General features: G+C 66.4%; 25 protein-coding genes. 8 read left to right on the top strand and 17 right to left on the bottom strand.

Annotated elements, in window-relative coordinates; all coding sequences use genetic code 11:
• Nucleotides 1-9 precede the first annotated feature (9 nt).
• The 8 genes from WDLP6_RS18155 to flgB all read right to left on the bottom strand — a co-directional run bounded on the left by WDLP6_RS18155 (nucleotide 10) and on the right by flgB (nucleotide 6,355).
• Nucleotides 10-1,116 carry a flagellar basal body P-ring protein FlgI gene (locus tag WDLP6_RS18155; RefSeq protein WP_162593471.1) on the bottom strand — a complete coding sequence of 369 codons (1,107 nt, stop codon included), beginning with the start codon at nucleotides 1,114-1,116 and terminating at the stop codon, nucleotides 10-12.
• 120 nt (nucleotides 1,117-1,236) lie between these two features.
• The gene (locus WDLP6_RS18160) at nucleotides 1,237-1,920 is read right to left on the bottom strand and encodes a flagellar basal body L-ring protein FlgH (RefSeq protein WP_162593472.1); all 684 of its coding nucleotides are present in this window, start codon (nucleotides 1,918-1,920) and stop codon (nucleotides 1,237-1,239) included.
• Complete coding sequence (flgG, locus tag WDLP6_RS18165; RefSeq protein WP_162568537.1) at nucleotides 1,920-2,702, bottom strand: flagellar basal-body rod protein FlgG; 783 nt, start codon at nucleotides 2,700-2,702, stop codon at nucleotides 1,920-1,922. Before flgG ends, WDLP6_RS18160 begins: the two co-directional genes overlap by 1 nt.
• Nucleotides 2,703-2,751: 49 nt before the next feature.
• Nucleotides 2,752-3,495 carry a flagellar basal body rod protein FlgF gene (locus WDLP6_RS18170; protein WP_162593473.1) on the bottom strand — a complete coding sequence of 248 codons (744 nt, stop codon included), beginning with the start codon at nucleotides 3,493-3,495 and terminating at the stop codon, nucleotides 2,752-2,754.
• A gap of 19 nt (nucleotides 3,496-3,514) precedes the next feature.
• Complete coding sequence (flgE, locus tag WDLP6_RS18175) at nucleotides 3,515-4,729, bottom strand: flagellar hook protein FlgE (protein ID WP_162568539.1); 1,215 nt, start codon at nucleotides 4,727-4,729, stop codon at nucleotides 3,515-3,517.
• 91 nt (nucleotides 4,730-4,820) lie between these two features.
• Nucleotides 4,821-5,489: a flagellar hook assembly protein FlgD gene (locus WDLP6_RS18180; RefSeq protein WP_162593474.1), complete on the bottom strand. Its 669-nt coding sequence runs from the start codon at nucleotides 5,487-5,489 to the stop codon at nucleotides 4,821-4,823.
• A 29-nt stretch (nucleotides 5,490-5,518) separates the two neighbouring features.
• Entirely contained in the window at nucleotides 5,519-5,932 is a 414-nt protein-coding gene (gene flgC, locus WDLP6_RS18185; RefSeq protein ID WP_162568541.1) for a flagellar basal body rod protein FlgC, read from the bottom strand.
• Between the two features lie 15 nt (nucleotides 5,933-5,947).
• A complete protein-coding gene (gene flgB / locus WDLP6_RS18190) occupies nucleotides 5,948-6,355 on the bottom strand; it encodes a flagellar basal body rod protein FlgB (protein ID WP_162593475.1) in 408 nt (135 codons plus the stop codon).
• Nucleotides 6,356-6,581: 226 nt separating this feature from the next.
• Between flgB and flgA the strand changes: the two genes are divergently transcribed.
• Both flgA and flgM read left to right on the top strand, forming a co-directional pair.
• Entirely contained in the window at nucleotides 6,582-7,280 is a 699-nt protein-coding gene (gene flgA, locus WDLP6_RS18195; RefSeq protein WP_232077108.1) for a flagellar basal body P-ring formation chaperone FlgA, read from the top strand.
• 81 nt (nucleotides 7,281-7,361) lie between these two features.
• Nucleotides 7,362-7,655: a flagellar biosynthesis anti-sigma factor FlgM gene (gene flgM / locus WDLP6_RS18200; protein ID WP_162593477.1), complete on the top strand. Its 294-nt coding sequence runs from the start codon at nucleotides 7,362-7,364 to the stop codon at nucleotides 7,653-7,655.
• 11 nt (nucleotides 7,656-7,666) lie between these two features.
• Here the strand turns inward: flgM and WDLP6_RS18205 are convergent, their stop codons facing one another.
• A complete protein-coding gene (locus tag WDLP6_RS18205; RefSeq protein WP_197910167.1) occupies nucleotides 7,667-8,923 on the bottom strand; it encodes an IS110 family transposase in 1,257 nt (418 codons plus the stop codon).
• Nucleotides 8,924-9,206: 283 nt separating this feature from the next.
• Here WDLP6_RS18205 and WDLP6_RS18210 point away from each other — a divergent pair, with 283 nt between their 5' ends.
• Together WDLP6_RS18210 and WDLP6_RS18215 are read left to right on the top strand one after the other, a co-directional pair.
• On the top strand, nucleotides 9,207-9,662 hold the full coding sequence (locus WDLP6_RS18210; protein ID WP_232077109.1) for a flagella synthesis protein FlgN: 456 nt from the start codon (nucleotides 9,207-9,209) through the stop codon (nucleotides 9,660-9,662).
• A gap of 64 nt (nucleotides 9,663-9,726) precedes the next feature.
• Complete coding sequence (locus WDLP6_RS18215; protein WP_162593478.1) at nucleotides 9,727-10,692, top strand: quinone oxidoreductase family protein; 966 nt, start codon at nucleotides 9,727-9,729, stop codon at nucleotides 10,690-10,692.
• A 184-nt stretch (nucleotides 10,693-10,876) separates the two neighbouring features.
• On the opposite strand, the gene WDLP6_RS18220 is transcribed toward WDLP6_RS18215, so the two are convergent.
• The 3 genes from WDLP6_RS18220 to WDLP6_RS18230 form a co-directional block, all read right to left on the bottom strand.
• On the bottom strand, nucleotides 10,877-11,509 hold the full coding sequence (locus tag WDLP6_RS18220; RefSeq protein WP_162593479.1) for a dihydrofolate reductase family protein: 633 nt from the start codon (nucleotides 11,507-11,509) through the stop codon (nucleotides 10,877-10,879).
• A 216-nt stretch (nucleotides 11,510-11,725) separates the two neighbouring features.
• Entirely contained in the window at nucleotides 11,726-11,926 is a 201-nt protein-coding gene (locus tag WDLP6_RS18225; RefSeq protein ID WP_162593480.1) for a cell division protein CrgA, read from the bottom strand.
• A gap of 129 nt (nucleotides 11,927-12,055) precedes the next feature.
• On the bottom strand, nucleotides 12,056-12,661 hold the full coding sequence (locus WDLP6_RS18230; RefSeq protein ID WP_162593481.1) for a class I SAM-dependent methyltransferase: 606 nt from the start codon (nucleotides 12,659-12,661) through the stop codon (nucleotides 12,056-12,058).
• Between the two features lie 142 nt (nucleotides 12,662-12,803).
• Here WDLP6_RS18230 and WDLP6_RS18235 point away from each other — a divergent pair, with 142 nt between their 5' ends.
• From WDLP6_RS18235 to WDLP6_RS18245, 3 genes are all read left to right on the top strand, one after another.
• A complete protein-coding gene (locus WDLP6_RS18235; protein WP_162593482.1) occupies nucleotides 12,804-13,445 on the top strand; it encodes a hypothetical protein in 642 nt (213 codons plus the stop codon).
• Between the two features lie 53 nt (nucleotides 13,446-13,498).
• The gene (locus tag WDLP6_RS18240) at nucleotides 13,499-14,383 is read left to right on the top strand and encodes a LysR family transcriptional regulator (RefSeq protein ID WP_162593483.1); all 885 of its coding nucleotides are present in this window, start codon (nucleotides 13,499-13,501) and stop codon (nucleotides 14,381-14,383) included.
• A gap of 148 nt (nucleotides 14,384-14,531) precedes the next feature.
• A complete protein-coding gene (locus WDLP6_RS18245) occupies nucleotides 14,532-15,281 on the top strand; it encodes a glucose 1-dehydrogenase (RefSeq protein WP_162593484.1) in 750 nt (249 codons plus the stop codon).
• Between the two features lie 91 nt (nucleotides 15,282-15,372).
• On the opposite strand, the gene WDLP6_RS18250 is transcribed toward WDLP6_RS18245, so the two are convergent.
• Nucleotides 15,373-16,581 (bottom strand): tetratricopeptide repeat protein, encoded by a 1,209-nt coding sequence (locus WDLP6_RS18250; protein WP_162593485.1) that lies wholly within the window; start codon nucleotides 16,579-16,581, stop codon nucleotides 15,373-15,375.
• Here WDLP6_RS18250 and WDLP6_RS18255 point away from each other — a divergent pair, their 5' ends adjacent.
• Nucleotides 16,582-17,754 carry an MFS transporter gene (locus tag WDLP6_RS18255; protein ID WP_197910168.1) on the top strand — a complete coding sequence of 391 codons (1,173 nt, stop codon included), beginning with the start codon at nucleotides 16,582-16,584 and terminating at the stop codon, nucleotides 17,752-17,754. It begins immediately after the preceding gene.
• A gap of 10 nt (nucleotides 17,755-17,764) precedes the next feature.
• Here the strand turns inward: WDLP6_RS18255 and WDLP6_RS18260 are convergent, their stop codons facing one another.
• The 4 genes from WDLP6_RS18260 to WDLP6_RS18275 all read right to left on the bottom strand — a co-directional run bounded on the left by WDLP6_RS18260 (nucleotide 17,765) and on the right by WDLP6_RS18275 (nucleotide 23,096).
• A complete protein-coding gene (locus WDLP6_RS18260) occupies nucleotides 17,765-18,280 on the bottom strand; it encodes a BON domain-containing protein (RefSeq protein WP_162593487.1) in 516 nt (171 codons plus the stop codon).
• Nucleotides 18,281-18,385: 105 nt separating this feature from the next.
• A complete protein-coding gene (locus tag WDLP6_RS18265; RefSeq protein WP_162593488.1) occupies nucleotides 18,386-19,309 on the bottom strand; it encodes a dimethyl sulfoxide reductase anchor subunit family protein in 924 nt (307 codons plus the stop codon).
• A complete protein-coding gene (locus tag WDLP6_RS18270; protein ID WP_162595149.1) occupies nucleotides 19,306-20,061 on the bottom strand; it encodes a 4Fe-4S dicluster domain-containing protein in 756 nt (251 codons plus the stop codon). Before WDLP6_RS18270 ends, WDLP6_RS18265 begins: the two co-directional genes overlap by 4 nt.
• A gap of 95 nt (nucleotides 20,062-20,156) precedes the next feature.
• The gene (locus WDLP6_RS18275; protein WP_162593489.1) at nucleotides 20,157-23,096 is read right to left on the bottom strand and encodes a molybdopterin oxidoreductase family protein; all 2,940 of its coding nucleotides are present in this window, start codon (nucleotides 23,094-23,096) and stop codon (nucleotides 20,157-20,159) included.
• Nucleotides 23,097-23,126 lie beyond the last annotated feature (30 nt).

Raw genomic sequence — 23,126 nt, forward strand, 5'->3', positions numbered from 1 at the left:
ATGCCGTCCTCAGATGACTTCGAGCTCGGCGCGCAGCGCGCCGGCCGTCTTCATGGCCTGCAGGATCGACACCAGGTCCTGCGGATTCGCACCCAGGCTGTTCAGGCCCTTGACCACGTCGGACAGCGAGGCGCCGCCGCGCACCATCTGCAAGGCGCCGCCGCCCTGGTTGACCGAGATCTGCGAGGTCTGCGCGGCCACGGTCGTGCCGCCCGCGAGTGCGTTGGGCTGGCTGACCACCGGCTCGGTGTTGATGACGACCGAGAGATTGCCGTGCGCGATCGCGCAATCGCTCACCCGCACCGCCTGGTTCATGACCACCGAGCCGGTGCGCGCATTGATCACCACGCGCGCCCCGGCCTGCACCGGCGTGACCTCGATGTTCTCCAGCCGCGCGAGGAAGCCGACGTGATCCTGCAGCGCGGGCGCGCGCACGCGGATCTGGCGCGCGTCCATGGCGTTGGCGGTGCCGGCGCCGAACTGGCGGTTGACGGCCTCGACCACGCGTTCCGCGGTGCCGAAGTCGGAGCGCGTGAGCTCGAGCGAGATGGCGCCGTCGCTGCCCAAGGCGGACTCGACCGTGCGCTCGACCAGCGCACCGCCCGGGATGCGGCCGGCGCTCAGCTGGTTGATCTGCACCTTGCTGCCGTTGGCCGAGGCGCCGGCGCCGCCGACCACCAGGTTGCCCTGCGCGATCGCGTAGGTTGCGCCGTCGACGCCCTTGAGCGGCGTCATCAGCAGCGTGCCGCCGCGCAGGCTCTTGGCATTGCCCATCGAGGACACCGTCACGTCGATGTTCTGGCCCGGGCGCGCGAACGACGGCAACGTCGCCGTCACCATCACCGCAGCCACGTTCTTCAGCTGCATGTTCACGCCGGCCGGAATCGTGATCCCGAGCTGCTGCAGCATGTTGTTCAGGCTCTGCGTGGTGAACGGCGTCTGCATCGTCTGATCGCCCGTGCCGTCGAGCCCCACCATCAGCCCGTAGCCGATCAGCGGGTTGTCGCGCACGCCCTGGATGCTGGCGAGCTCCTTGAGCCGCTCTGCGTGCGCCGGTGCGCTCAACGCGAGCGCGCAGAGCACAGCAACACCGACCAGAGAAATTAAACGTCGCATGAAAAGGATCTTTCTATTCAAGAAACACCGCGGATCCGGCTCCACCGGTCCGCCGGTGTTGCCCCCGGCAGGGGGTTGGCGAAGCGACACGAAGTGCGCGCAGCCTGGGGGGAGCCATATCTAGAACGGCATCACATTCAGAAAGAAACGCTGCATCCAGCCCATGGTTTGCGCCTCGTCGATATAGCCCTTGGCCGTGTACTCGATGCGCGCATCGGCCACCAGCGTCGAAGGCACCGTGTTGTTGCCCGAGACCGTGCGCGGATTCACCACGCCCGAGAAACGGATGAACTCCGTGCCCTGGTTGATGCCCATCTGCTTCTCGCCGCTCACCAGCAGGTTGCCGTTGCGCATCACGTCCGTCACCGTGACGGTGATCACGCCGTTGAAGGTGTTGTTGGCATTCGCGCCGCCCTTGGCATCGAGCACGTTGTTGCCCGACAGCTTGGCGTCCTGTCCGTCGAGCAGGCCGCCCAGCAGCTTCGGGATCGCGCCGAAGGCTGCACCGACGCTGCCGTTGCGGCTGACGTTCGCGCCCGAGTTCTTGCTCGCGTTGACCTTCTCGCTGATCACGATGGTCAGGATGTCGCCGACGTTGCGCGGCCTGCGGTCCTCGAACAGCGCGCTGCCGCCCGGCCCCTCCTGAAAGATCGCCCCGTTCGCCCGCCGCGGCGCCATTGCCGCATACGGGTCCGCGCGCGCCGTCATCGGCTGATGCACCAGCGGCTCGCGCGGAAGCTGCGCGCAGCCGGAGGCCAGCGCGACGACCGCCACCGAGATCGCGAAACGCCCTGCGGTGTGCATTACAGCTGGCCTAGGCGCTGGAGCATCTGGTCGGACGCCTGCACCGCCTTGCTGTTGATCTCATACGCGCGCTGCGCCGCGATCATGTTCACCAGCTCTTCCACCACGTTGGTGTTGGAAGCCTCGATGTAGCCCTGGCTCACGATGCCGGCGCCGTCGAGCCCCGGGTTAACCTGGTTCGGCGGCCCCGAGGAATCGGTCTCGGTGTAGAGGTTCTCGCCCATGCTCTGCAGCCCGGTCGGGTTGAGGAAGGTGGCGAGCTGCAGCTGCCCGACCTGCACGCTGGCGGTGGTGCCGGCCTGCGTGACCGTGACGATGCCGTCGCGGCCGATGGTGATGCCGGTCGAGTTCTGCGGAAGGGTGATCGCCGGCTGCACCGGAAAGCCGCTGGCCGTGACCAGCTGCCCGTCCTTGTCGGGCGTGAACGAACCGTCGCGCGTGTAGGCGGTCGTGCCGTCGGGCATCAGCACCTGGAAGAAGCCGTTGCCGTTGATCGCGATGTCGGTCGGGTTGTCGGTCTTGGTCATGTTGCCTTGCGCATGGATGCGCTCGGTCGAGACCACGTGCACGCCGGTGCCGACCTGCAGGCCCGAGGGCAGCCGCGTCTGGTCGGAGGTCTGGCCGCCGACCTGGCGCAGGTTCTGGTACATCAGGTCCTCGAACACGGCGCGGCTGCGCTTGAAGCCGGTGGTGCCGACGTTGGCCAGGTTGTTGGAGACGACGTCGAGCTGGGTCTGCTGGGCTTCGAGGCCGGTCTTGGCGATATAGAGGGAACGCAACATGGGGAATCTCCTGCGGAGCGGGTGAACGGACGGCGGATGGGATTCGGCCTCAGCCGTACGCCAGCAATTTGTTGGCCGACTGCGCGTTGGTGTCGGCGGACTGGATCGACTTCATCTGCATCTCGAAGCTGCGACCGTTGGCGATCATGGCCACCATGGCCTCGACCGGATTGACGTTGCTGCCCTCGACCACGCCGGAGACCAGCGTGACCGCTTCGTCGGCCGGCGCCGGCGGCAGGCCGTCGCGCATGCGGAACAGGCCGTCCTCGCCGCGCACCAGGTCGGCGTTCGGCGGGTTGACGAGCTTCAGGCGCCCGACCTCGCCGACGCCGACGTTCGGATCGCCGGCGCCGCGTGCGGTGACGAGGCCGTTCTCGGCGACGGTCGCGGTGGAGCCGGGCGGGATCACCAGCGTGCCGCTCTCGCCCATCACGGGGCGCGCGCCCATGGTCAGGATCTGGCCGTCGGCGCCCACCTGCAGGTTGCCGACACGGGTGTAGGCCTCGCCGCCGTCGGGCGTCTGCACCACCAGCCAGCCCTCGCCCTTGACCGCGACGTCGAGCGCGCGGCCGGTCTCGGTGAGCGGGCCGTGGGTGAAGTCGGCGCCGGGCGTGGTGGCGACGACGAAGGAACGCGTGGGCGTCTCCTCGCCGACCACCGGCACCGCGCGGAAGCTGTTGATCTGCGCGCGGAATCCCGGCGTCGAGACGTTCGCCATGTTGTTGGCGACCGAGGCCTGCTGCTCCATGGCCTGCTTGGCGCCGCTCATCGCGACATACAGCATTCGATCCATTGCGTGGGTCCTGCGGCGGTCAGCCGATGTTCATCAAGGTCTGCATGACCTCGTTCTGCGTCTTCACGGTCTGCGCGTTGGCCTGGTAGTTGCGCTGGGCGACGATCAGGTTGACGAGTTCGGACGTCAGGTCGACGTTGGAGGATTCGAGCGCGCCGGCCTGCAGCGAGCCCTGCTTGGTGCCTTCGGCGGGCGTGCTGGTCAGCGCCTGGCCGGAGGCCGCGGTCTCGGCCCAGACGTTGTCGCCCTTGGGCTCCAGGCCGTTCGGGTTGGCGAAGGACGACAGCACGACCTGGCCCAGCAGCTTGGTCTGCTCGTTGGAGAACTTGCCGGTGATGGTGCCGTCGGGATTGATCGCGAACGAGGTCAGCTCGCCGGAGGTGTAGCCGTCCTGGTTCAGCTTGCTCATGCCGTTGAGGGTGCCGAACTGCGTGGTGCCGGAGAGGTCGACGCTCATGGTGAGCGGCGCCGAGCCGTTGGTGAAGCTCAGGCCCGCGATGTTCAGCTTGCCGCCGGCCGGCGCCGTCATGTTGCCGTTGCTGTCGAAGGTCATGCCCGAGAGTGCGGCGCCGCCGTTGAGCGGCGCGCCGTCCGCGGTGCCGTAGGCGTCCCAGCTGTTGGCGCCGGTCTTCACGAAGTAGACCGCGAGGTCGTGCGAATTGCCCAGCGAGTCGTAGACCGGGCCGATGGCGTTGGAGTAGCTGAAGGTGTCGTTGTCGGCGGGGTCGAACGGCGTCTTGGTCGGCACCGTGCTGCGCGCGTCGAGGTTGAACTCGGCATTGACGGTGGTGGTCGCGCGCGGCGTCATGGCCTGGGTGGGAATCTGGATCGGCGCCGGCGTGCCGCCGCTGATGCCGCCGTTGGCGTTGACGCCGTAGCCGGTCAGCCGAAGTCCGCCCGCGTTGACGATGTAGCCGTTGTTGTCCTTGGTGAACTGGCCGTTGCGCGAGTACATGACCTCGCCGCTGGCGCTGCTCAAACGGTAGAAGCCGTCGCCGTTGAGGATCGCGACGTCGAGCGGGCGGCTGCTGGTCTGCGTCACGCCCTGGGTGAAGTTCTGCACCACGCCGCCCACCGCGACGCCGAGGCCGACGCGCGAGCCCGCGTACACGTCCTGGAAGGTGGCGGCCGCCGACTTGAAGCCGATGGTGCCCGAGTTGGCGATGTTGTTGCCGATCACGTCGAGATTCGCTGCGGCCGCGCCGAGGCCGCTGACGCCCTGGGAGAAACTCATGATTAGTCCTTGTTATTCAATGCAATGGAGAAGCGGCCTGCAGCGCGAGGACTGCCGCCAGGGGAAAGTGGCTTGCGAGAGCAGAAGGAATTCAGAGGAACATGCGCACGTCGGCCAGGCCGATGCTCCTGCCCGATGCCAGCTCCAGCGTGACGCCGCCCGACGCCTGCTTGACCGCGGCCACGGTCGAGAACGAGAGCGCGGTCGCATCGACCGCGGTGCCGCCGTTGGTCGCCGCCACGGCGTACTGGTAGGTGCCGGCCGCCACAGCGTTGCCGGCGTCGTCGAGGCCGTCCCAGCTCGCGCCGGCGACGCCCTGCGGCTGGGTGCCGAGGTCGAGCGTGCGCACCGTCCTGCCGGATGCATCGGTGATCGTCACCTTGACGTCGGAGGCCGAGCCGGCCATATCGACGGCGAAGGGCGTGGCCTTGTCGGCCGTCACGTTCAGCTCGCTGCTTGGCGACAGCACCGAGTAGCCGATCAGCGAGGCCGACTGCAGCACCTGGTTCGAGCCGGTCTGGCTCACCAGGCCGGAGAGCGTGCTGTTGAGCTGCTGGATGCCGCTCACGGTGCTCATCTGCGCGAGCTGCGAGGTCAGCTCGGCGTTCTCCATCGGGTTGAGCGGATCCTGGTTGTTGAGCTGCGTCACCAGCAGCTTGAGAAAGCGCTGCTCGGTGTCGTCGTTCGAGACGGTGGTGGCGCTCGCCGCCGCGCTGGCGGCGTTCAGTCCGGTGATCGAGGAGGTGTCGGAGATGGCCATGGGGTTTTGCTCTTTGTCTGGGGTTGGGCTTACTGGCCGATGCTGAGCGTCTTGACCATCAGCGTCTTGGCGGTGTTGAGCACCTCGACGTTGGCCTGGTAGCTGCGCGAGGCGGAAATCATGTTGGTCATTTCCTCGACCACGTTGACGTTGGGCATGGCGACGTAGCCCTTGCCGTCGGCCTGCGGGTTCTTGGGGTCGTAGACCATCTTGAAGGGCGACGGGTCCTCGACCACGCGTGCGACCTTCACGCCGCCGACCTCCTGCGAGCCGGCGGCATCGACCTCGAAGACCACCTGCTTGGCGCGGTAGGGCTGGCCGTCGGGGCCGGCCACGCTGTCGGCATTGGCCAGGTTGCTGGCCGTGACGTTCATGCGCTGCGACTGCGCGGTCATCGCAGAGCCCGCGACGCTGAAGATGTTCATGGCACCGGGAGAAGGCATGTGCGGCTCCGGCGCTTACTGCTGCACCGCCGACAGCAGCGACTTGATCTTGGCGCTGATGACGGTGAGGTTCGATTCGTAGCGCAACGCGTTGTCGGCGAAGTTGACGCGCTCGACGTCCATGTCGACGGTGTTGCCGTCGATGCTCGATTGGGTCGGCACGCGGTACTGCAGCTCCTCGTCGGGCGCGGCCTGCGCCTGGCCGGCCAGGTGGCGCGCGGAGGTGGTGGCCATCTGCACCGACTGCGACGTGCGTCCCTGTTCGACGGCCTGGCTCAGCCGGCTGCTGAAATCGAAATCGCGTGCCTTGTAGTTCGGCGTGTCCGCATGCGCGATGTTGGAGGCCAGCACGTTCTGGCGCTCCACCCGCAGATTGAGGGCTTCGCGGTTGAAGCGAAGCGCCGCATCGAGCTTGTCGATCATTGTGTTTCCACCATTTGAGGCATCGCTTTTGCACAAGGCATGGCGACTGATGGAAAGCGAGTCTATGCATGCATCGCTTTGGCAATGGCTCGAACAAAGGGGGTTTTCGCCCACACTTCGCAACTTCGATCGGCGCCGCGGCTTCCTAGAATGACCCAGCCCCGGTGTCTCTGCACTTGCCTGGAGAAGCACCGGCTTCGCAACCCCTCACCGATCGAAGATGGACATGTCCCTGCCCTGGTCCCGCCTCGTCTGCCTCGCCCTGCCGGCGCTCGTGGCGGGCCTCGGCACGGTCTCTGCGGCCGAGCCGCTCGCCGGCCCGGCGCGCGCCGCCGTCGACGAGTTTCTCAAGGTCCAGACCGCCGGCCTGCCGGGCAAGGTCCGCATCACGGTCGATGCGCCGGGCTCGGGGCCGTTGCCGGCCTGCGATGCGCTCGAGCCTTTCGTGCCACCGGGCGCGGCGATCTGGGGACGGGTGTCGATCGGGCTGCGCTGCCCGGGCGACAGGCCCTGGACGCGCTTCGTGCCCGCGCATGTCGCGGTCGAGGGACGCTACTTCGTCGCCACGCGAGCGATCGACAGCGGCAGGCCGCTGGGCCCGGGCGACGTCGCCGAGCGCAGCGGCGATCTCACCCGCCTGCCGCGCTCGGTCGTCACCGACGCCGCCGCGCTGACCGGCGTGGTGGCGGCCAACCGCATCGCCTCGGGCGCGCCGCTGCGCCGGGAACTCCTGCGCGGCGCGACCGTGATCCAGCAGGGCCAGACGGTCCAGGTGGTCGCCGAGGGCCCGGGTTTCGTCGTCAGCACCGAGGCGCGCGCGATGACGCATGCCGAGGTCGGCGCGATGGTGCAGGCCAAGACGCGCGACGGCCGCATGGTCAGCGGGCTGGCGGATGCCGAGGGGCAGATCCGGCTGACGCAGTAGGCCACTCGAATTTCCTGGACAACTCGCCTAAAGTTCCGGCACAAGCCGCCGATATAGAGGTCAGCCCTTTGAGGAACCACCGTGAAAATTGATCAATCCGCCACTTCGGCCACGCCCCCCGCCCGCCCGGCCAAGGCGGGTTCCGCACCCGCAGCAGGGACCGACGCCGCTGGCAGCACCAAGGATGCAGCGCAGATGTCCGCGCAAGTTCACTCCCTGCCCAGCGCGCCCGGCGGCGACTTCGATGCCGCGCGCGTCGCTGCGATCCGCGATGACATCCGCGCCGGCCGCTACCAGGTCCATCCCGAGCGCATCGCGGACGGCCTGATCGACAGCGTGCGCGACCTGCTCGGGTCGAAGAAGAAGGACGCATGAGACATCCGGTGTCAACCCTCTTGAGAGATTTCGATGCGACAAGCGCTGGAATGGATGGCCGGGTCGTAGAGAGTGCCGTTGGTCCAGATGCGCCAGAGCACACGGGTCCAGGCGCGAGCCAATATGCGCACTGCGTGCGGATGATCGCAACCGCGCTTGCGCGCGGCGTTGTAGACGCTGGCAGCCCATGGGCTGGCATGACGAGAGTTGTCTGCAAGGCAGGTAATGGCTCGACGCAGGCGATGGTTGCAAGCCCATCGGAAGGTGACGGCGCGACTCTTGCCGGACTCGTAGGTGACCGGTACGACGCCTGCCTCGGAGCACAGCTGCTGGGCGCTGGCAAAGCGCTCAGGTACGTCACCCAATTCGGCCAGGATCTGGGCGGCGCAGATGCAACCGGCGCGCGGCAGCGACATCACCGAGATGGCCTGCGGCAGCGCGGTCATGGCTTGGGCAATGTGTGCATCCAGGGCCTTGATCTGGACGCTCAGGGGCTTGAGCACGGCCACCAAGGCCAAGGCGGCCGTAGCGTGGGCCTGGGCGAGCGTGGGTTCGCACAGGCTTGGCGCGGCAGCCTGAAGGCGCTCGAGCAAGACACCGGCCGAACGCCGGCCGCTGTAGCCATGGCGCTTGCAAAAGGCGGCGATCTGGCGGGCGGTGAGTTTGCGCGCGGTAGGCCACTGCTCGATGAAGGCCAGTGCAATGGGCGAATCGACGGCGGCAAAGATGCAGGCGGCGCCAGGCCAATAGGCATCAAGCAGTGCGGTGAGCTGGTTGGCCAGGCGAACGCGCGTGGTCACCAAATCGTCGCGTGTGCGCACCAGGGCGCGCAAGCCGCGGATAGCCGCCGACTGGGGCTGCAAAGCGTGCCAGCGATGACCGTCGGTACGCAGCAAGTCAGCCAGCATGAAGGCATCTCCCGCATCGCTCTTGGCGTTGGTGCTGCGGTAGCGTGGGCGGCTGGCCTTGACGGGGTTGGGGTGGATTGCAAAGACCTGATGGCCGGCTTCAACCAGGGCATCGACGATCAGGCCCGAAGGCCGTTCAATGGCGATGGGCAAGGCCTTGCCGAAGGCAGCGAGCGCGTGCCGCAGCTCGCCCAGTCCTTGGGCGTCGTGGCTGATGGTCAAGTGCTTGAGCACGCTGCCCTGAGCATCGATCACGCACACCGCGTGCGAGCGGTAGGCCCAATCCAGGCCGACAAAGACACTACGAGTCATGGACAACCTCCATCGGTTTGGGTTAAGACTGTCCGTGTCGGAAGGCATGGCGGGACGCTCATAAATTGGCGCTCTGGCTGGGTAGGCGTAGCGCTACATCCGGTGGCCCGTCGTGGCCTTCCGGCACCTCGGGTGCTGCAGGTCTCATGCGGGCTGTCGAACAGCCAGCGCCGCGGGCAGTCACCACGAGGGCACGGAAGTCGGATCGCCACCTCAGCACCTGTCCAAGGCAGCGTCAAGCAGGAGGTTGCCTTATGAGCGCCGCGCCGGACCGCTCCAAGCAAGCTCGCTCCCGCCTGGCGGGAAGGCGCGAAGCGCCAAGGGTGCACCAATGAATACCCTGCTGTCGCACCTGCAGGCCGAATGCACCTGCGCGGAGGAACTGCTGGAAGCCATGGACCGGGAACAGGAGGCCATGACCGAAGGCCGCTTCGCCGAGCTCGAATCGATCAGCGCGCGCAAGGCCGAGCTGCTGGACCGCATGGCCGAACTGGACCTGCAGCGCGAGGCCACGCAGATGGCGCTGGGCTTCGGGCCGGGACGCGCGGGCGCCGATGCGGCCGCGGCCGCGAGCGGCGACGCCTCGCTGGCTGCATGGGCCGGGCTGCTGGTGCTGGCCGAAAGAGCCAGGGCACGCAATCGCCGCAATGGCTCGATGGTGAACAGCCATCTCGACTTCACCCGCAAGGCACTGCACTTCCTGCATGCGGGGCGGCAGCCTTTCTATGGGCCGGACGGCACGGCCCGCGCTGCGAGCGGGGCGGGGACGCGGCTGGCCTTGGGTTAGGCGCTCGCATCGGCGTGCCGCGTGGCGCGCTGGCTGCTTATGATCGCCGGCAAGGAGCCCGCTCATGAACGCAGCAATGATCGAACAGGCCGGCGCGACGCCGGTCTACGGACAGCTCGCCGATGCTCGCGCAGCGGAGGGCTGCCGGTTGATCCAGGTCAGGGCAGCGGCCTTGAGCCACGTGACGAAAAGCCGCGCCTCCGGAAAACACTACAGCGCTGCAGGCGGACAGAATTTCGTCCCGGGCATCGACGGCACGGGCATTCTCGAAGACGGCCGCCGTGTCTACTTCCTCCTGCCCGAGTCGCCGCATGGCAGCATGGCCGAGTTGTCGGTGGTCGACCCGGCGCATTGCATCGAGCTTCCCGACAAGCTGAGCGACATCGCGGCGGCGGCGATCGCGATCCCCGGCATGTCCTCGTGGGTCGCGCTCAAGGAACGCGCCCGATTCGCTGCGGGCGGCACCGTGCTCGTCAACGGGGCCACGGGCACGTCGGGGGGTCTGGCGGTGCAGGTGGCCAAGCGCCTGGGCGCACGAAGAGTGATCGCCACCGGCCGCAACGCCGAGGCGCTCGCGCGATTGGCATCCCTGGGCGCCGACCTCACGATTTCGCTCAACCAGGAGGCCGGCGCGCTCGACAAGGCGCTCAAGGCCTCGTTCCGGAACGGCGTGGATGTCGTCCTGGACTATCTCTGGGGACCGAGCGCCGAGGCCATTCTGGTCGCTGCCGCCCAGGCCGCGCCGGAGGCGGTGCCGATTCGCTACATCCAGATCGGCTCGGCCAGCGGGCCCGACATCACGCTACCGAGTCCCGTGCTGCGCTCGTCGTCGATCGAGCTGCTCGGCAGCGGCATCAACAGCGTCCCGCTGCCGCGGATCAAGGACGCGATTCGCGACCTCTTCGCGTCAGCCGCCGCCGGCGAATTCGAAGTGCCGGTGCAGGCGGTTGCGTTGCAGAGGGCGGGCGAATTCTGGGACAGGCCCGACGGCCATCCCCGCATCGTGTTCACGATGGACCGCCAGGTCTGAGCCGCTGCGACTGTGGGTAGGCAAGGTTGTCGACCTTGCCACTCTCACTTCATCGAGGTCGACATGGCCGGCATGCTGAATGCCTGCACATCGCCCTGACGGCAGGATGCGGCGTCGCGTCTCTCAGGCTTGCAAACGCTCCGGTCCAGCGGGCGAACCGCTGCAACCAGTTGCCGGGCCGCTCTCACTGGCGCACATATCGCAAGTGGGTGGCGGCTGAACCATCCAGAACGCTGTCGATGCGAAACTGCGGCACGGACTCTTGCAGGTTCTCGAAGAGACGCCGCCCGCCGCCGAACAACACGGGTGCCAAGGCAATCTCCAGTTCGTCGACGACACCCAGACTCAGGTACTGCTGGATCACATCCGCCCCGCCCGCGATGCGAATGTCGCGACTGCCTGCGGATTCTCGAGCCAGCGCCAGGGCACGCTCCGGCCCGTCGTTGACGAAGTAGAAGGTCGTCCCGCCGGGGCGCACCCAAGGGTCGCGTTTTTCATGGGTCAGAACGTAGACCGGCGTGTGAAACGGCGCGTCCTCCGGCCAGGCGATCTCGCCCTGGTCGAACATTCGCTTGCCCATGATGTTGGCGCCGATGCGCTCGACGGTGCTGCGAACCAGGTCATTGACCGGTCCGGTCTCTCCCCCTGGTTCGAGCTTGAGGACGTTCTCGCGAAAGTACTGTTGCTTGAGGATCCAGGCCATCATCGCACCCCACTTCGCGCCCCAGTTCTTGTACTCAGGTTTGCCCATGGTCATTCCTTCCGGGGCCATGTAGCCATCGAGGCTGAGTCCGATGTTGACGAATACCTTGCTCATGATTGTCCTTTGCGTGTTCGAGCGTCGGCCTGACGCAGGCGCCGAGCTTTCCATGGCCTCACCGGTGTGGCCATCGAGCAAGCCTCAGGGCCAGAATGACTTCTGGCCGGCATCCTCTGTTGTGTACGCCGTCCACAACTATATCCGGAAAGTGAACGCCGTCCACAGGACTTTCAGGCAGGAGACGCGGGAAGACCGCAAGTTGATCGGCGGAGCCTAGAAGTTCGCCGTCGTGGTGGTGTGGTATCCGGTAAGCCTGCCGCCCTGCGTCGCCTCGGCGCCGCGTGCCTTGCGGGTTGAGAAGAGCAGTGTTGCGGCCATCGCCCCGAACAGCGCGAGCAGCGTCCAAGCGCCGAAAGCGTAGACCAATCCAATCGGCAGGAGAACGGCAAAGAGGAGAAAGAGTGCCCTGAACATCGCATCAGTGTGCCTCCCCGAGGCCGCCTTGTACCGTGAAGAAGTGGACGCACGGCATGGAAGTTGGCCGAACGCGATGGAGGCGGGGAACCTGGGCACGAAGATCCTGCAGGGATTTCCTAGGAGACGTCACTCTGCTGCGCACTCCAGAGAGAACAGTGGCAACTCGGCCTGCCGGCTCAGCCACACGCCGCCGCCCACCTCCCGAAAGTGCCGAGACAGCCCGGCTCGGTACACCTCGGCGCTGTGGCGAAAGATGTGCGGGTCGGTCAAGTCCTCATCCACGATGTCGCGCGCATAGTCCTCGCGCGTCACGGCCTCCACATACAGGGCGCCCTGACTCAGCAAGTTCAGATTGCGCAGAGCGCGCTTCACATCCGGCGGGCTGAGATAGGGCAGCACGCCCTGGCAGATGACGAAGTCAAAGGGCTTCCTGGCCTGGTAGTCCACCACCGAGCCGCGCTCCCACCCGTAGCGCCCGCACAGATATTCGCTGAACTCGACGCCGTGGTAACTGGCCAAGGGGAATTGCCGCGCCACGATGTCGCGCCAGAGGCCGATGCCGCAACCCACGTCGAGCACTCGCCGTACGGGCACGCGCAGGTATCGCAGGTAGGCGCAGACAAACGCGCCCAACCGTTCGACATGTTGGGGGTCCACCACTTTGGTCTTCTTGTCGAAGTAGTAGCGCCGGTAATAGGCTTCGTCGAAAGTCGCGGCGACGGCTGATTCCATATTCACACTCCTCGTCGGGCGCTGAAATGTTGCTGGGCAGAGGCAGCCGTGATGCCCTCTGTGTTAGAAATGCCGCTGACCTCCCTGCGTTCGCATGGGGCAAGGGCCGGTCGTCACAGGGTAGCAGTTGTTTGAAACCAGAATGAGTGCCGCAGATTTTCTCCTCGCGCCAGAAGTCCAGAAGTTGCTGAAGGTCGTTTTCGCAGCACCGACCCACAGGTTCTCCGTCGCGGAGCTCGCCAAGAAGGCCAGATTGGATGCAGACGAAGTCGAGCGGACACAAGAGCATCTCATCCAGAGCGGCATCCTGACCAGGCACAAGTCGGAGGCCGACGAACCTGAAACGGTCGAGACGAACATGTCGTTCGTTTTCTACAGCGAGCTTCGGTCTCTCGCGCTCAAGTCGTTCGCTGCCGCCGAACCCCTGCGTACGATGCTGCGTTCAAAGTTCAGGGATTCTGTTCTGCGCGCCTACATCCTCGGAGAAGGCAAGGACGCCACGATTGAACTGCTCGTTGTGCACGGCCGGCAGGTCCCCGATGAAGCGGCGATGTCAGCGGCCTGCCGGAAGGTCTCGGCAGCTATCGGCCGGCACCTCCAGGTCCACGTCATTTCCAGCAAGCGTCACGCCGCACTCGCCCAACGCGACGACCTTGGCCGGAAACTGGCTGCGCCCACTGCGTTCGAAATCATTGCAGAAGGTGAGACCAAGGCAAAGCGTGGCATCGAGCGCGGAGGCTTCCTGCAAAGTGCCAAGGAAAAGCTGGTGGCCCTGGCCAGGTAGCAACGGTCTTATTGGGCGGTGTTCGCGCGCTCGGTCTACGACACACTTCTCGCATGAACGACAAACTGCTGGCGCTGCGACTTTTCGTGCGCGTCGCCCGAACGGGAAGCTTCTCGGCTGCGGCGCGAGAGCTTGACCTTTCACAGCCGTCGGTATCGCGCATCATCGCGGCGCTGGAAAAAGACGTTGGCGGGGCTTTGATTGCCCGCACGACGCGGGCTGTCACGCTGACTGACGTCGGCAACGAATATCTGGCGCGTGTCGAAGCGATCCTGGCTTCCCTTGAGGAAGCCGATCACGAGGCACGTGGATCGAGGGAGCTGCGTGGGTCACTGCGTGTGGCCATGCCTGCAAGCTTTGGCGTGCGCGAAATCATCCCCGTGATGCCGGGCTTTCTGGCGCGCCATCCTTCGCTGAACGTCAGCTTGTTGATGAGCGATCAACGGCAAGACACCATCAAGGAAGGTGTCGATGTCGCACTTCGCCTCGGCGAGTTGGCCGATTCGAGTGCCACCGCGCGCCTGATCGGCCGAACCCAGCGAATGCTCGTGGCGTCGCCGACTTATCTGAAGGCGAGGGGCACACCCAAGACGCCCGCAGACCTGGCTGCGCACGCGGGCATCGTCGGGCCTGCTGGAACGAGCGCCGGCACATGGTCCTTTCAGAAGGATGGCCAAAGCGTGGTGGTCCGCATCAACAGCCATCTGACCGTATCCGTCAACGAAGCGGCGGTCGCTGCCGCCGTGGCGGGAATCGGTGTCGTGACCACAGCTCTGTGGGGATGTCGCGCCGAACTCGCGCGCGGCTCGTTGATTCAACTGCTTCCCGATTGGAAGATGGGCGAGGTCGAAGTCCATGGCATGTTCACGCCAGGTCGACAACCGAAGCCCTCGGCACGCGCGCTCGTCGAGTACCTGATCGCAGAACTTCGCCGCTAGCAGATCGATCGGCTCAATGTTCGGTGGGGTGAGCGATCCATTTGGCGAATAAGTCTTAGTTGTCGGCGCACCTACTCATGCGTTCATCGATCGACGACAGTCCATCCAGACGCCGACGTGGCGCCGTCAATCGATAGGACATCAATTCATGACCACACTGACCGGCAAGGTTGCCATCGTCACCGGCGCCTCCAAAGGGATCGGTGCCGGAATTGCCAAGCTTTTCGCCAGTTCCGGCGCCTGCGTCGTCGTGAACTACGCGACCAGCAAGGAAGCAGCGAATGCCCTGGTCGCCGAGATCAAGCGTTCCGGCGGCAAGGCCGTGGCCATTCAGGCCGACTTCTCGAAGACCGCCGATATCCAGCGACTGTTCGAAGAGTCGAAGCGCGCCTTCGGCGCTCTCGACATCCTGGTGAACAATGCGGGCGTCTACGCCTTCGCACCCCTACAGGATTCCACGGAGCAAGAATTCCATCGCGAGTTCAGCACGAACGTGCTCGGCGTGATCACTGCAACGCAAGAAGCGGCGAAGTACATCGGCCCGAACGGCGGCAGCATCATCAACATCAGTTCCATCGCCAGTGTCGGCTACATGCCCAACTCGGTGATCTACGCGGCATCCAAGAGCGCTGTCGACTCCGTCACGCGCGTGACCTCGATCGAACTCGCTCCGAAGAAGATCCGCGTCAACAGCATCGCACCAGGCGCCACCTTCACTGAAGGCATCGCAGCTCTGGCTTGGCCGCAGGAGGCCGTCGACGCCATGGTCGCGACGATCCCGTTCGGTCGTCCTGGCATGCCGGACGACATCGCTCGCGTGGCGCTGTTCCTGGCCTCCGATGATTCGGCCTGGGTGACCGGCGAACGGATCACGGCCTCTGGTGGCCAGCGCGCCTGATCGGCACGGTATGGCCAGACGACGTCAAAACAACGGCGTCAACCTTTGACCTGACAATGCTTCACCCATTGCCCCGCGGGCGCCCTTCTGCTCAGTCGAAGGTCATGTTTGCCAACCCCCACTTGCCTTGCGGTTCTCCCAAGTCCGCGGCCTTCTTCAGCCACTCCCGAGCGGCGGCCTTTTCCGCATCTTTGTTGCCACCGGAATCGGCGTGGAACAGATCGTAATGGGCCAGTGCCACTTTGAGAGCGGCCCAGGAGTTGCCTGCAGCCGCGGCCTTCTCGGCGGCGCTTATCGCGTCGCGGGTGAGCTTGACGTAGCGCGCATTGTCGTTGTCGTATTCGAAATACCTGTACGTGTCAGCGAATCCGAACATCGCAATAAAGTCGCCGTCCTCGGCTTGTCGGCGATACCCTTCTCTTGACCTGCGCGCCCACTCTTGACTCTTGGCTGATTGTCCGGCGGCACTGCCAATGACATACATGAAGTGCTGGCTTTGCGGGTCGCCTCCTTCTGCGCCGCGCTGATAAAGGGAGATTGCTTCCGGTGCGAAGTCGTTGCCACGCATGGGGTACCCGTTGAGCGCCCACAGCCCCAAGCCGCGTGGGTCGTTGAGATCGGCTGCTTTCTTGATGTACGTCAGCGCCGTGGGCTTGTCGCTCCGAACGCCAGACCCGGCCAGGTACATGTACCCCAGTTGGGATGCAGCGCGGCCATCACCTGCATCCGCAGCCTTGCCGTACCAGGCCGCGGCCTGCGCATAGTCGATGGGCAGGCCGTGGCCCAGTTCGAAGCGCCGGCCGAGTGCATACATGGCTGAGGCGTCGCCGCCTTCGGCGGCTTTGATGGCGGCCGCCAGGGCATCGGCCTTGCGTTGCTGCGCCTCTTTGGCGCGCTGCGCTTCACGCTGTTGCGCGTCGGCGGTGAGTTGTACGGGGCCCAGGACCACGTCGATGCGTTTGCCTGTGCCCCCGACGACTGAAAAGCCTTGCTCGAACGTCCTCTCTCGCGAGTCGTCCACCTGCTTGACGGCTCGCAGTTGAATGCGGCCCTCCAGCACCGTGATGTCGACCGGGCATTCGCCTTTGAACTGGCCGTTGAGGGTGATTGCGGCGCCCACGTTGTCGCCTTCACAGGCCACGCGCAAAACAGCGCGTTCCGCGGCTGTCGCAGCGCCAGGTCCGCCGGCCGTGGCGGCCCCTTTGGCCGGCCGGGTTTGCGCGGCCAGGTCGAGCGGCAAGACCAGTACGGCTTGCACCAGTGCCAGGCCAACAAGGTGATGACGGAGACGGATTGTCATTTGAAGCAGACGCTGACCTTCAGCGATGCGACCTACGGCTTCGGCGCCGGCATCTTCTTCATCGGCTACTTCCTGTTCGAGGTGCCGAGCAACCTGCTGCTGGCGAAGATCGGCGCGCGCAAGACGCTGCTTCGCATCATGCTGATCTGGGGCATCGTCGCGACGGCGATGGCCTTCGTCGAGACGCCGATGCAGTTCTATGTCGCGCGCTTCCTGCTCGGCGTCTTCGAGGCGGGGTTCTTTCCCGGCATCATCCTGTACTTCACGTACTGGTATCCGTCGGCGCGGCGCGGCCAGATGATCGCGCTGTTCATGACCGCCACCGCCATCTCGAGCGTCGTCGCCGGCCCGCTGTGCGGCGCCATCATGAAGTACGCCAACGGCGCAGGGGGCCTGCACGGCTGGCAGTGGCTGTTCATCGTCGAGGGGCTGCCCGCCGCGGTGCTGGGCATCGTGGCCTACCTCTACCTGCAGGACAAGCCGGAGGACGCGAAATGGCTGTCGCAGGACGAGAAGAAGACCCTGCGCTGGCAGCTCGATCACGACGAGAAGGATGTCGAGTCCGCGTCGCACACCGGGCTCGGCCAGCTGTTCGCCGACCCCAAGGTCTATGCGCTCGCGCTCGCCTACTTCCTGCTCCTGGGTGCGACCTACACGATGGTGTTCTGGATCCCGAGCCTGATCAAGAGCTGGGGCGTGGCCGACCTGCTGATGGTGGGCCTGTGCGCCGCCGTGCCGCAGCTGTGCGGCATCTTCGCGACCGTGTGGATCGGCCGCCATTCCGACAAGCATCGCGAGCGGCGCTGGCACTACATGGCCTGCGTGGCGGCCGCGGCAACGGGCATGGGGATCATCGCGCTGTCGCAAGGGAACCTGGCCGCGTCGATGGCCGGCCTGACGCTGGCCGGCATCGGCTGGATCGCGGCCACGCCGCTGTTCTTCACGACCACGACCGAGTACCTGTCGAAGGCGAGCGCAGCCGGCGGCATCGCGCTCATCAGCAGCCTGGGCAACCTCGGTCCCGCCGCCGGCCCGTCGGTCACCGGATGGCTCAGCGCGCGCACCGGCAGCCCGGTCTACAGCATGCTGCTGGTGATCGCCTTCTACGCGCTCTCGGGGATCATCCTGCTGCTGTGCGTGCGGCCTGCGAAGGCGCACGCGCGGCCTGCCTGAAGCAGCGGCTTCACATCGAGCGCACGTCGAGCTGGTTGTCGACCGAACTCACGCCGGTCTGGGCCTTGGCGATCTCGCTCGCGCGCGCCTTCGCGGCGGCGCTGGGTGCCGGGCCGCGCAGGCTCACCGCGCCGCCCTTGGTGTTGACGTCGATGCGCACGGCGCTGAGTTCCGGATCCTTGGCGAGCGCGGTGGACACCGAGGCGGTGATGGCCGCATCGTCGACCGTCGCGACCATCGCGTTGCCCGCGTTCTTCAGCGCCTGGCCCGCAGCCACCGCGTCGCGCTGCACGCCGGGCGACTTGATGAAGGCCTCGGTCTTGTCGCGCGCGGTCTCCGCCAGCTCGGCCGCCTTGCTGGCGCCGGCAGCCACCGCGTTCTCGGCCTTTTGCACGTCGGGGTCGGCGCTGCGCGATGCCGTGTCCTTGCCGGCACGGTCGTCGCAGGCGCCGAGCGCGAGTGCGGCGCATGCGATCACCAGTGCGCAGGAGGTGCGTGACTTCGGTCTCAAAGCTTGGATCGTCATGAGGTCCCTTTCGCCTGTCTCAGGCTGTTGCGACCTCAGCCTAGGCGGCCTGGCCCGTCCTCGCGCGCCGCCGAAGCCGCAACCGGCTGTAGGACGATGGTCAGCTCAGGAGACGAACTGGTAGTACAGGTTCTGCGGATGCTTCGCCTGCGCGAAGAAGAACCAGCGTTCGGCCACCAGGCCCGGTATCTGCACCGCCAGCGCCAGCACGAAGACGAGGGTCGACTGCGAACTCATCGCCCACAGCAGCAGCACGCAGGGCAGCGCGAAGCCCAGCACGATGAAGGCCAGCTTGACCTGCTTCAACGCCGTACGGCTGGCGCCGTGGAAGAACTCGCGCGTGTTGAACGAACCGGCCGACATGCCCATCGATTTCTGCATCAGCTTCGGCGCCCGGATGCCGGTGGCCGACTGCAGCGTGGAGCGCGGCGTCAGCGCGGCATTACGGCGCAAGGCCAGCGTGCGCGTGAACCACGCGATCGCCGTGACCGCGAACGCGCACGGTGCCGTGAGCTGCAGCAGCGCGTGCTCGCCCATCAGCGCCGCCAGCGCGCTCGCGAGGATCAGGCCCGACGAGAGACCGATGAGCGCGAAGTTGACCAGCGTCAGCGGCTGCGCCCACTCCTGGATGAAGCGCAGGCAGGCATAGATCATCGCGGTGCAGTACCAGAGCAAGGCACCCACGACGAGCGCGGCCAGCGGCAGCGCCATGCTGTCGATGCCGTTGCGCAGCGCCAGCCACCACAGCGCGACCACCGCGATGAAGGCCGGCAGCACGATCACCTCGCGCGACAGCCACGAGGTACGCCACATCATCGCGGCGCGCCAGGCGCGCTCGGGCCGGCCCAGGTGGCCGAATGACGCACCGAGCCCGACCAGCAGCATGACCTCGGCGACGATCAGCGCAGTGCTCGCGAAGGCCGGCGCGAGCGACAGGCCTGCCAGCACGGCCAATGCGAGCGTGACGACCAGCCCCTGCGCGGCACCGGCAATCGTGGTGAAGATGACGACCGAGAATGCCGGGTTCATGACAGCCCACCCAGCTTCGGGTCGATCTTGCTCGCGCCGCCCGCGATGTCGGTGACGCGCCGCGGCAGGTACTGGTTGGCCGGGCTGGTTTCCCATTCGGGCATCAGCGAATAGCCGCCGCGTTCGCGGATCGCGATCGAGACTTCCGAATTCGGATCCTTGACGTCGCCGAACAGCCGCGCGCCGGTCGGGCAGGCCTTCACGCAGGCGGGCTTGCGGTCTTCCTTGGGCAGCTTCTCGTCGTAGATGCGGTCCACGCACAGCGTGCACTTGGTCATCACCTGGCGCTCTTCGTCGAGCTCGCGCGCGCCGTAGGGACAGGCCCAGGCGCAGTACTTGCAGCCGATGCACTTGTCGTAGTCGACCAGCACGATGCCGTCTTCCTTGCGCTTGTAGCTGGCACCGGTCGGACAGACGGGCACGCACGGCGGGTCTTCGCAGTGCAGACAGCTCTTCGGGAAGTGGATGGTGTCGGTGCCCGGGAAGGCGCCGGCCTCGTAGGTCTGCACGCGGTTGAAGAAGGTGCCGGTCGGGTTGGCGCCATAGGGTTGCTCGTCGGCCAGGGGGCCGGCGCTGCCCGATGTGTTCCATTGCTTGCACGAGGTCACGCAGGCATGGCAGCCGACGCAGACGTTGAGGTCGATCACGAGGGCGAGCTGCTTGGCGAGCGTCTCGCCCTGCTCCGCGCGCACGCTGGCATGACTCCCTCTCCCTCTGGGAGAGGGCTGGGGTGAGGGCACCCCAGCCTTCATGGCGATCGCACCCGATCCCCCGCCGCCGCCCTCACCCCAGCCCTCTCCCGCAGGGAGAGGGAGCGAAGCACCCATCAGGTCTTTGAGCCATTGAATCATTTCCTGCGTCCCGCAAAGTAGGTCAACACGCTCGCCGCCTTGCCCAGCACGCCGGGCACGACCGGCATACTGGCGAATTGCGGAAAGCTCTCGGCCGGTTCCTCCGGCTCGGCCGGCCGGATGCGCACGCGCACGTCGTACCAGCCGGCCTGCCCGGTGACGGGGTCCGAGTTGCTGATGGTCTTGCCGCCCTTCGGCCCGTCGAAGGGCAACTCCTCCGAGATCAGGTGGTTGAGCAGGAAGCCCTTGCGCGCTTCGTCCGCGCCGGGCGCGAGCTGCCAGGCGCCGTCGGCCTTGCCGATCGCGTTCCAGGTCCACACCGTGCCGGGCTCGACGGCCTCGCTGTAGCGCAGCATGCAGCGCACCTGGCCCCACTGGCTCTCGACCCAGCACCAGCCGCCGTCGGCGATGCCGGCCGCCTTGGCGGTGAGCGGGTTCACATGCAGGTAGTTGTGGCTGTGGATCTGCCGCAGCCACGCGTTCTGCGAATCCCAGGAGTGGTACATCGCCATCGGCCGCTGCGTGATGGCATTCAGCGGGTAGGCGGCGAGATCGGTCGCATCTTCCTCGAGCGGCGGATACCAGAAGGGCAGCGGATCGAAGTAGGTGTCGATGCGCGCGCGCAGCTCGTCGGGCGGCTGGCGGCCCGCGCTCTTGCCCTGCGCCGCGAGGCGGAAGCTCTGCAAGGTGTCGGAGTACAGCGCGAGCTGGACCACGTCGTTCTTCTGGCGCCAGCCCTTGTCCTTGGCGAAGTCCAGGTACTCGCGGTTCCAGTTGCGCATGTAGTGCATCGTCTCCGGCATGTGGTACTGGAAGACGCAGTTGTTCTTCGCGTAGGCCTCCCACTGTTTCGGATTGGGCGCGCCGCGCAGGTGCTCGGTGCCGTCCTTGCCGCGCCAGCCCATCAGGAAGCCGATGCCGGGTGCGGGCTGGAAGTTGACGACGAAGTCGGGATAGTCGGCGAACTTGCGGCCGCCCTCGGGCGTGGTGAAGGCCGGAAACTTGAGTCGCGATGCGAGCTCGATCAGCACTTCCTGGAAGGGCTTGCACTGCCCGGTCGGCGGCAGCACCGGGATGCGCACCGAATCGACCGGCCCGTCGAACTCGGAGATCGGCCGGTCGAGCATGCTCATCACGTCGTGGCGCTCGAGGTAGGTCGTGTCGGGCAGCACGAGGTCGGCGAAGGCCACGGTCTCGCTCTGGAAGGCATCGCACACCACGATGAAGGGGATCAGGTGTTCGCCCTTCTCGTCCTTGCGGTTGAGCATCTCGCGCACCGCCGAGGTGTTCATGCTCGAGTTCCAGGCCATGTTGGCCATGAAGATCAGGAGCGTGTCGATGCGGTAGGGATCGCCCTTCACCGCGTTGGTGATGACGTTGTGCATCAGCCCGTGCGCCGACAGCGGATGCTCCCACGAGAACGCATGGTCGATGCGGATCGGCGAGCCATCGGGATTGATCGCCAGCTCCTCCGGACTGGCCGGGAAGCCCAGCGGCGCCGCGTTGAGCGGCGTGTTGGGCTGGATCATCTCGGGCGAGTTGAAGGCGCGGTAGTTCGGCACGATGTGGCGCGGGTACGGCGCCTTGTGGCGGAAACCGCCGGGCGCGTCGATGGTGCCGAGCACGCTCATCAGCACCGCCAGCGCGCGGATCGTCTGGAAGCCGTTGGAGTGCGCCGCGAGCCCACGCATCGCATGGAAGGCGACCGGGCGCCCCTGCGTCGTCGGATGTACCTTGCCCCAGGCATCGGTCCAGGGAATCGGCAGCTCGAAGGCCTGTTTCAGCGCGGTCTCGCCCATCTCGCGCGCGAGCTTGCGGATGCGATCGGCATGGATGCCGGTGATGGCCTGCGCCCACTCGGGCGTGCAGCTGGCGACACGGTCGCGCAGCAGCTGGAACGAAGGCGCGACGCGCGTGCCGTCGGCCAGCGTGTAGTGGCCTTCGAGCGCGGGATCGCAGCCGTCCGCGATGCCTTCGGGATAGGCCGGCTTCACCGTGCCATCGGCCTTGTCCCAGATCAGCTTGTTGTGCGGCTCGCGGCCATCGCCCGGCGGCCCGCGATCGGGGTCGAAGGCGAACAGGCCCTGGCGCTCGCAATCGTCGAGCACCACCAGCTGGGGCGCGTTGGTGAAGCGCTTGAGGAAGGCATGGTCGACCAGGTCGCTCGCGATCAGCTCGTGCAGCAGCGCCATGAAGAGCGCGCCGTCGGTGCCCGGCTTGATGGGGATCCATTCGTCGGCGATGGCCGAGTAGCCGGTGCGCACCGGGTTGATCGAGATGAAGCGCCCGCCCTGGCGCTTGAACTTGCTGAGCGCGATCTTCAGCGGGTTGCTGTGGTGGTCTTCGGCGGTGCCTATCATCACGAACAGCTTGGCGTGATCGAGGTCGGGGCCGCCGAATTCCCAGAAGCTGCCGCCGATGGTGTAGATCATTCCCGCGGCCATGTTGACCGAGCAGAAGCCGCCATGCGCCGCATAGTTGGGCGTGCCGAACTGGCGCGCGAAGAGGCCCGTGAGCGCCTGCATCTGGTCGCGGCCGGTGAAGAGCGCGAACTTCTTCGGATCGGTTGCGCGCAGCTTGCCCAGGCGCTCGGCGAGCATGTCGAAGGCGCGCTCCCAGCTGATGGGCTCGAACTCGCCGGCGCCGCGCTCGGTGCCCGGCTTGCGCAGCAGCGGCTGCGTGAGCCGCGCGGGCGAGATCTGCTTCATGATCCCCGACGAACCCTTGGCGCAGATCACGCCCTTGTTCAGCGGATGGTCGGGATTGCCGTCGATGTAGCGCACCTCGGGGCCGTTGTCGCCCTCGCGCAGGTGCACGCGGATGCCGCAGCGGCAGGCGCACATGTAGCAGGTGGTGGTCTTGACCTCGGTGCCCGCGGTCGGCGTGGGCGAAGCCAGCGGATCGTGGACGGGCTCGCGCGAAAGAAAATCGAACACTGGGCAACCCTTGTTGGCGCGTGCGTGAGG

Origin of the sequence: Variovorax sp. PBL-E5, assembly GCF_901827185.1 — a bacterium.
In the GTDB taxonomy this organism is placed as follows: Bacteria; Pseudomonadota; Gammaproteobacteria; order Burkholderiales; family Burkholderiaceae_C; genus Variovorax.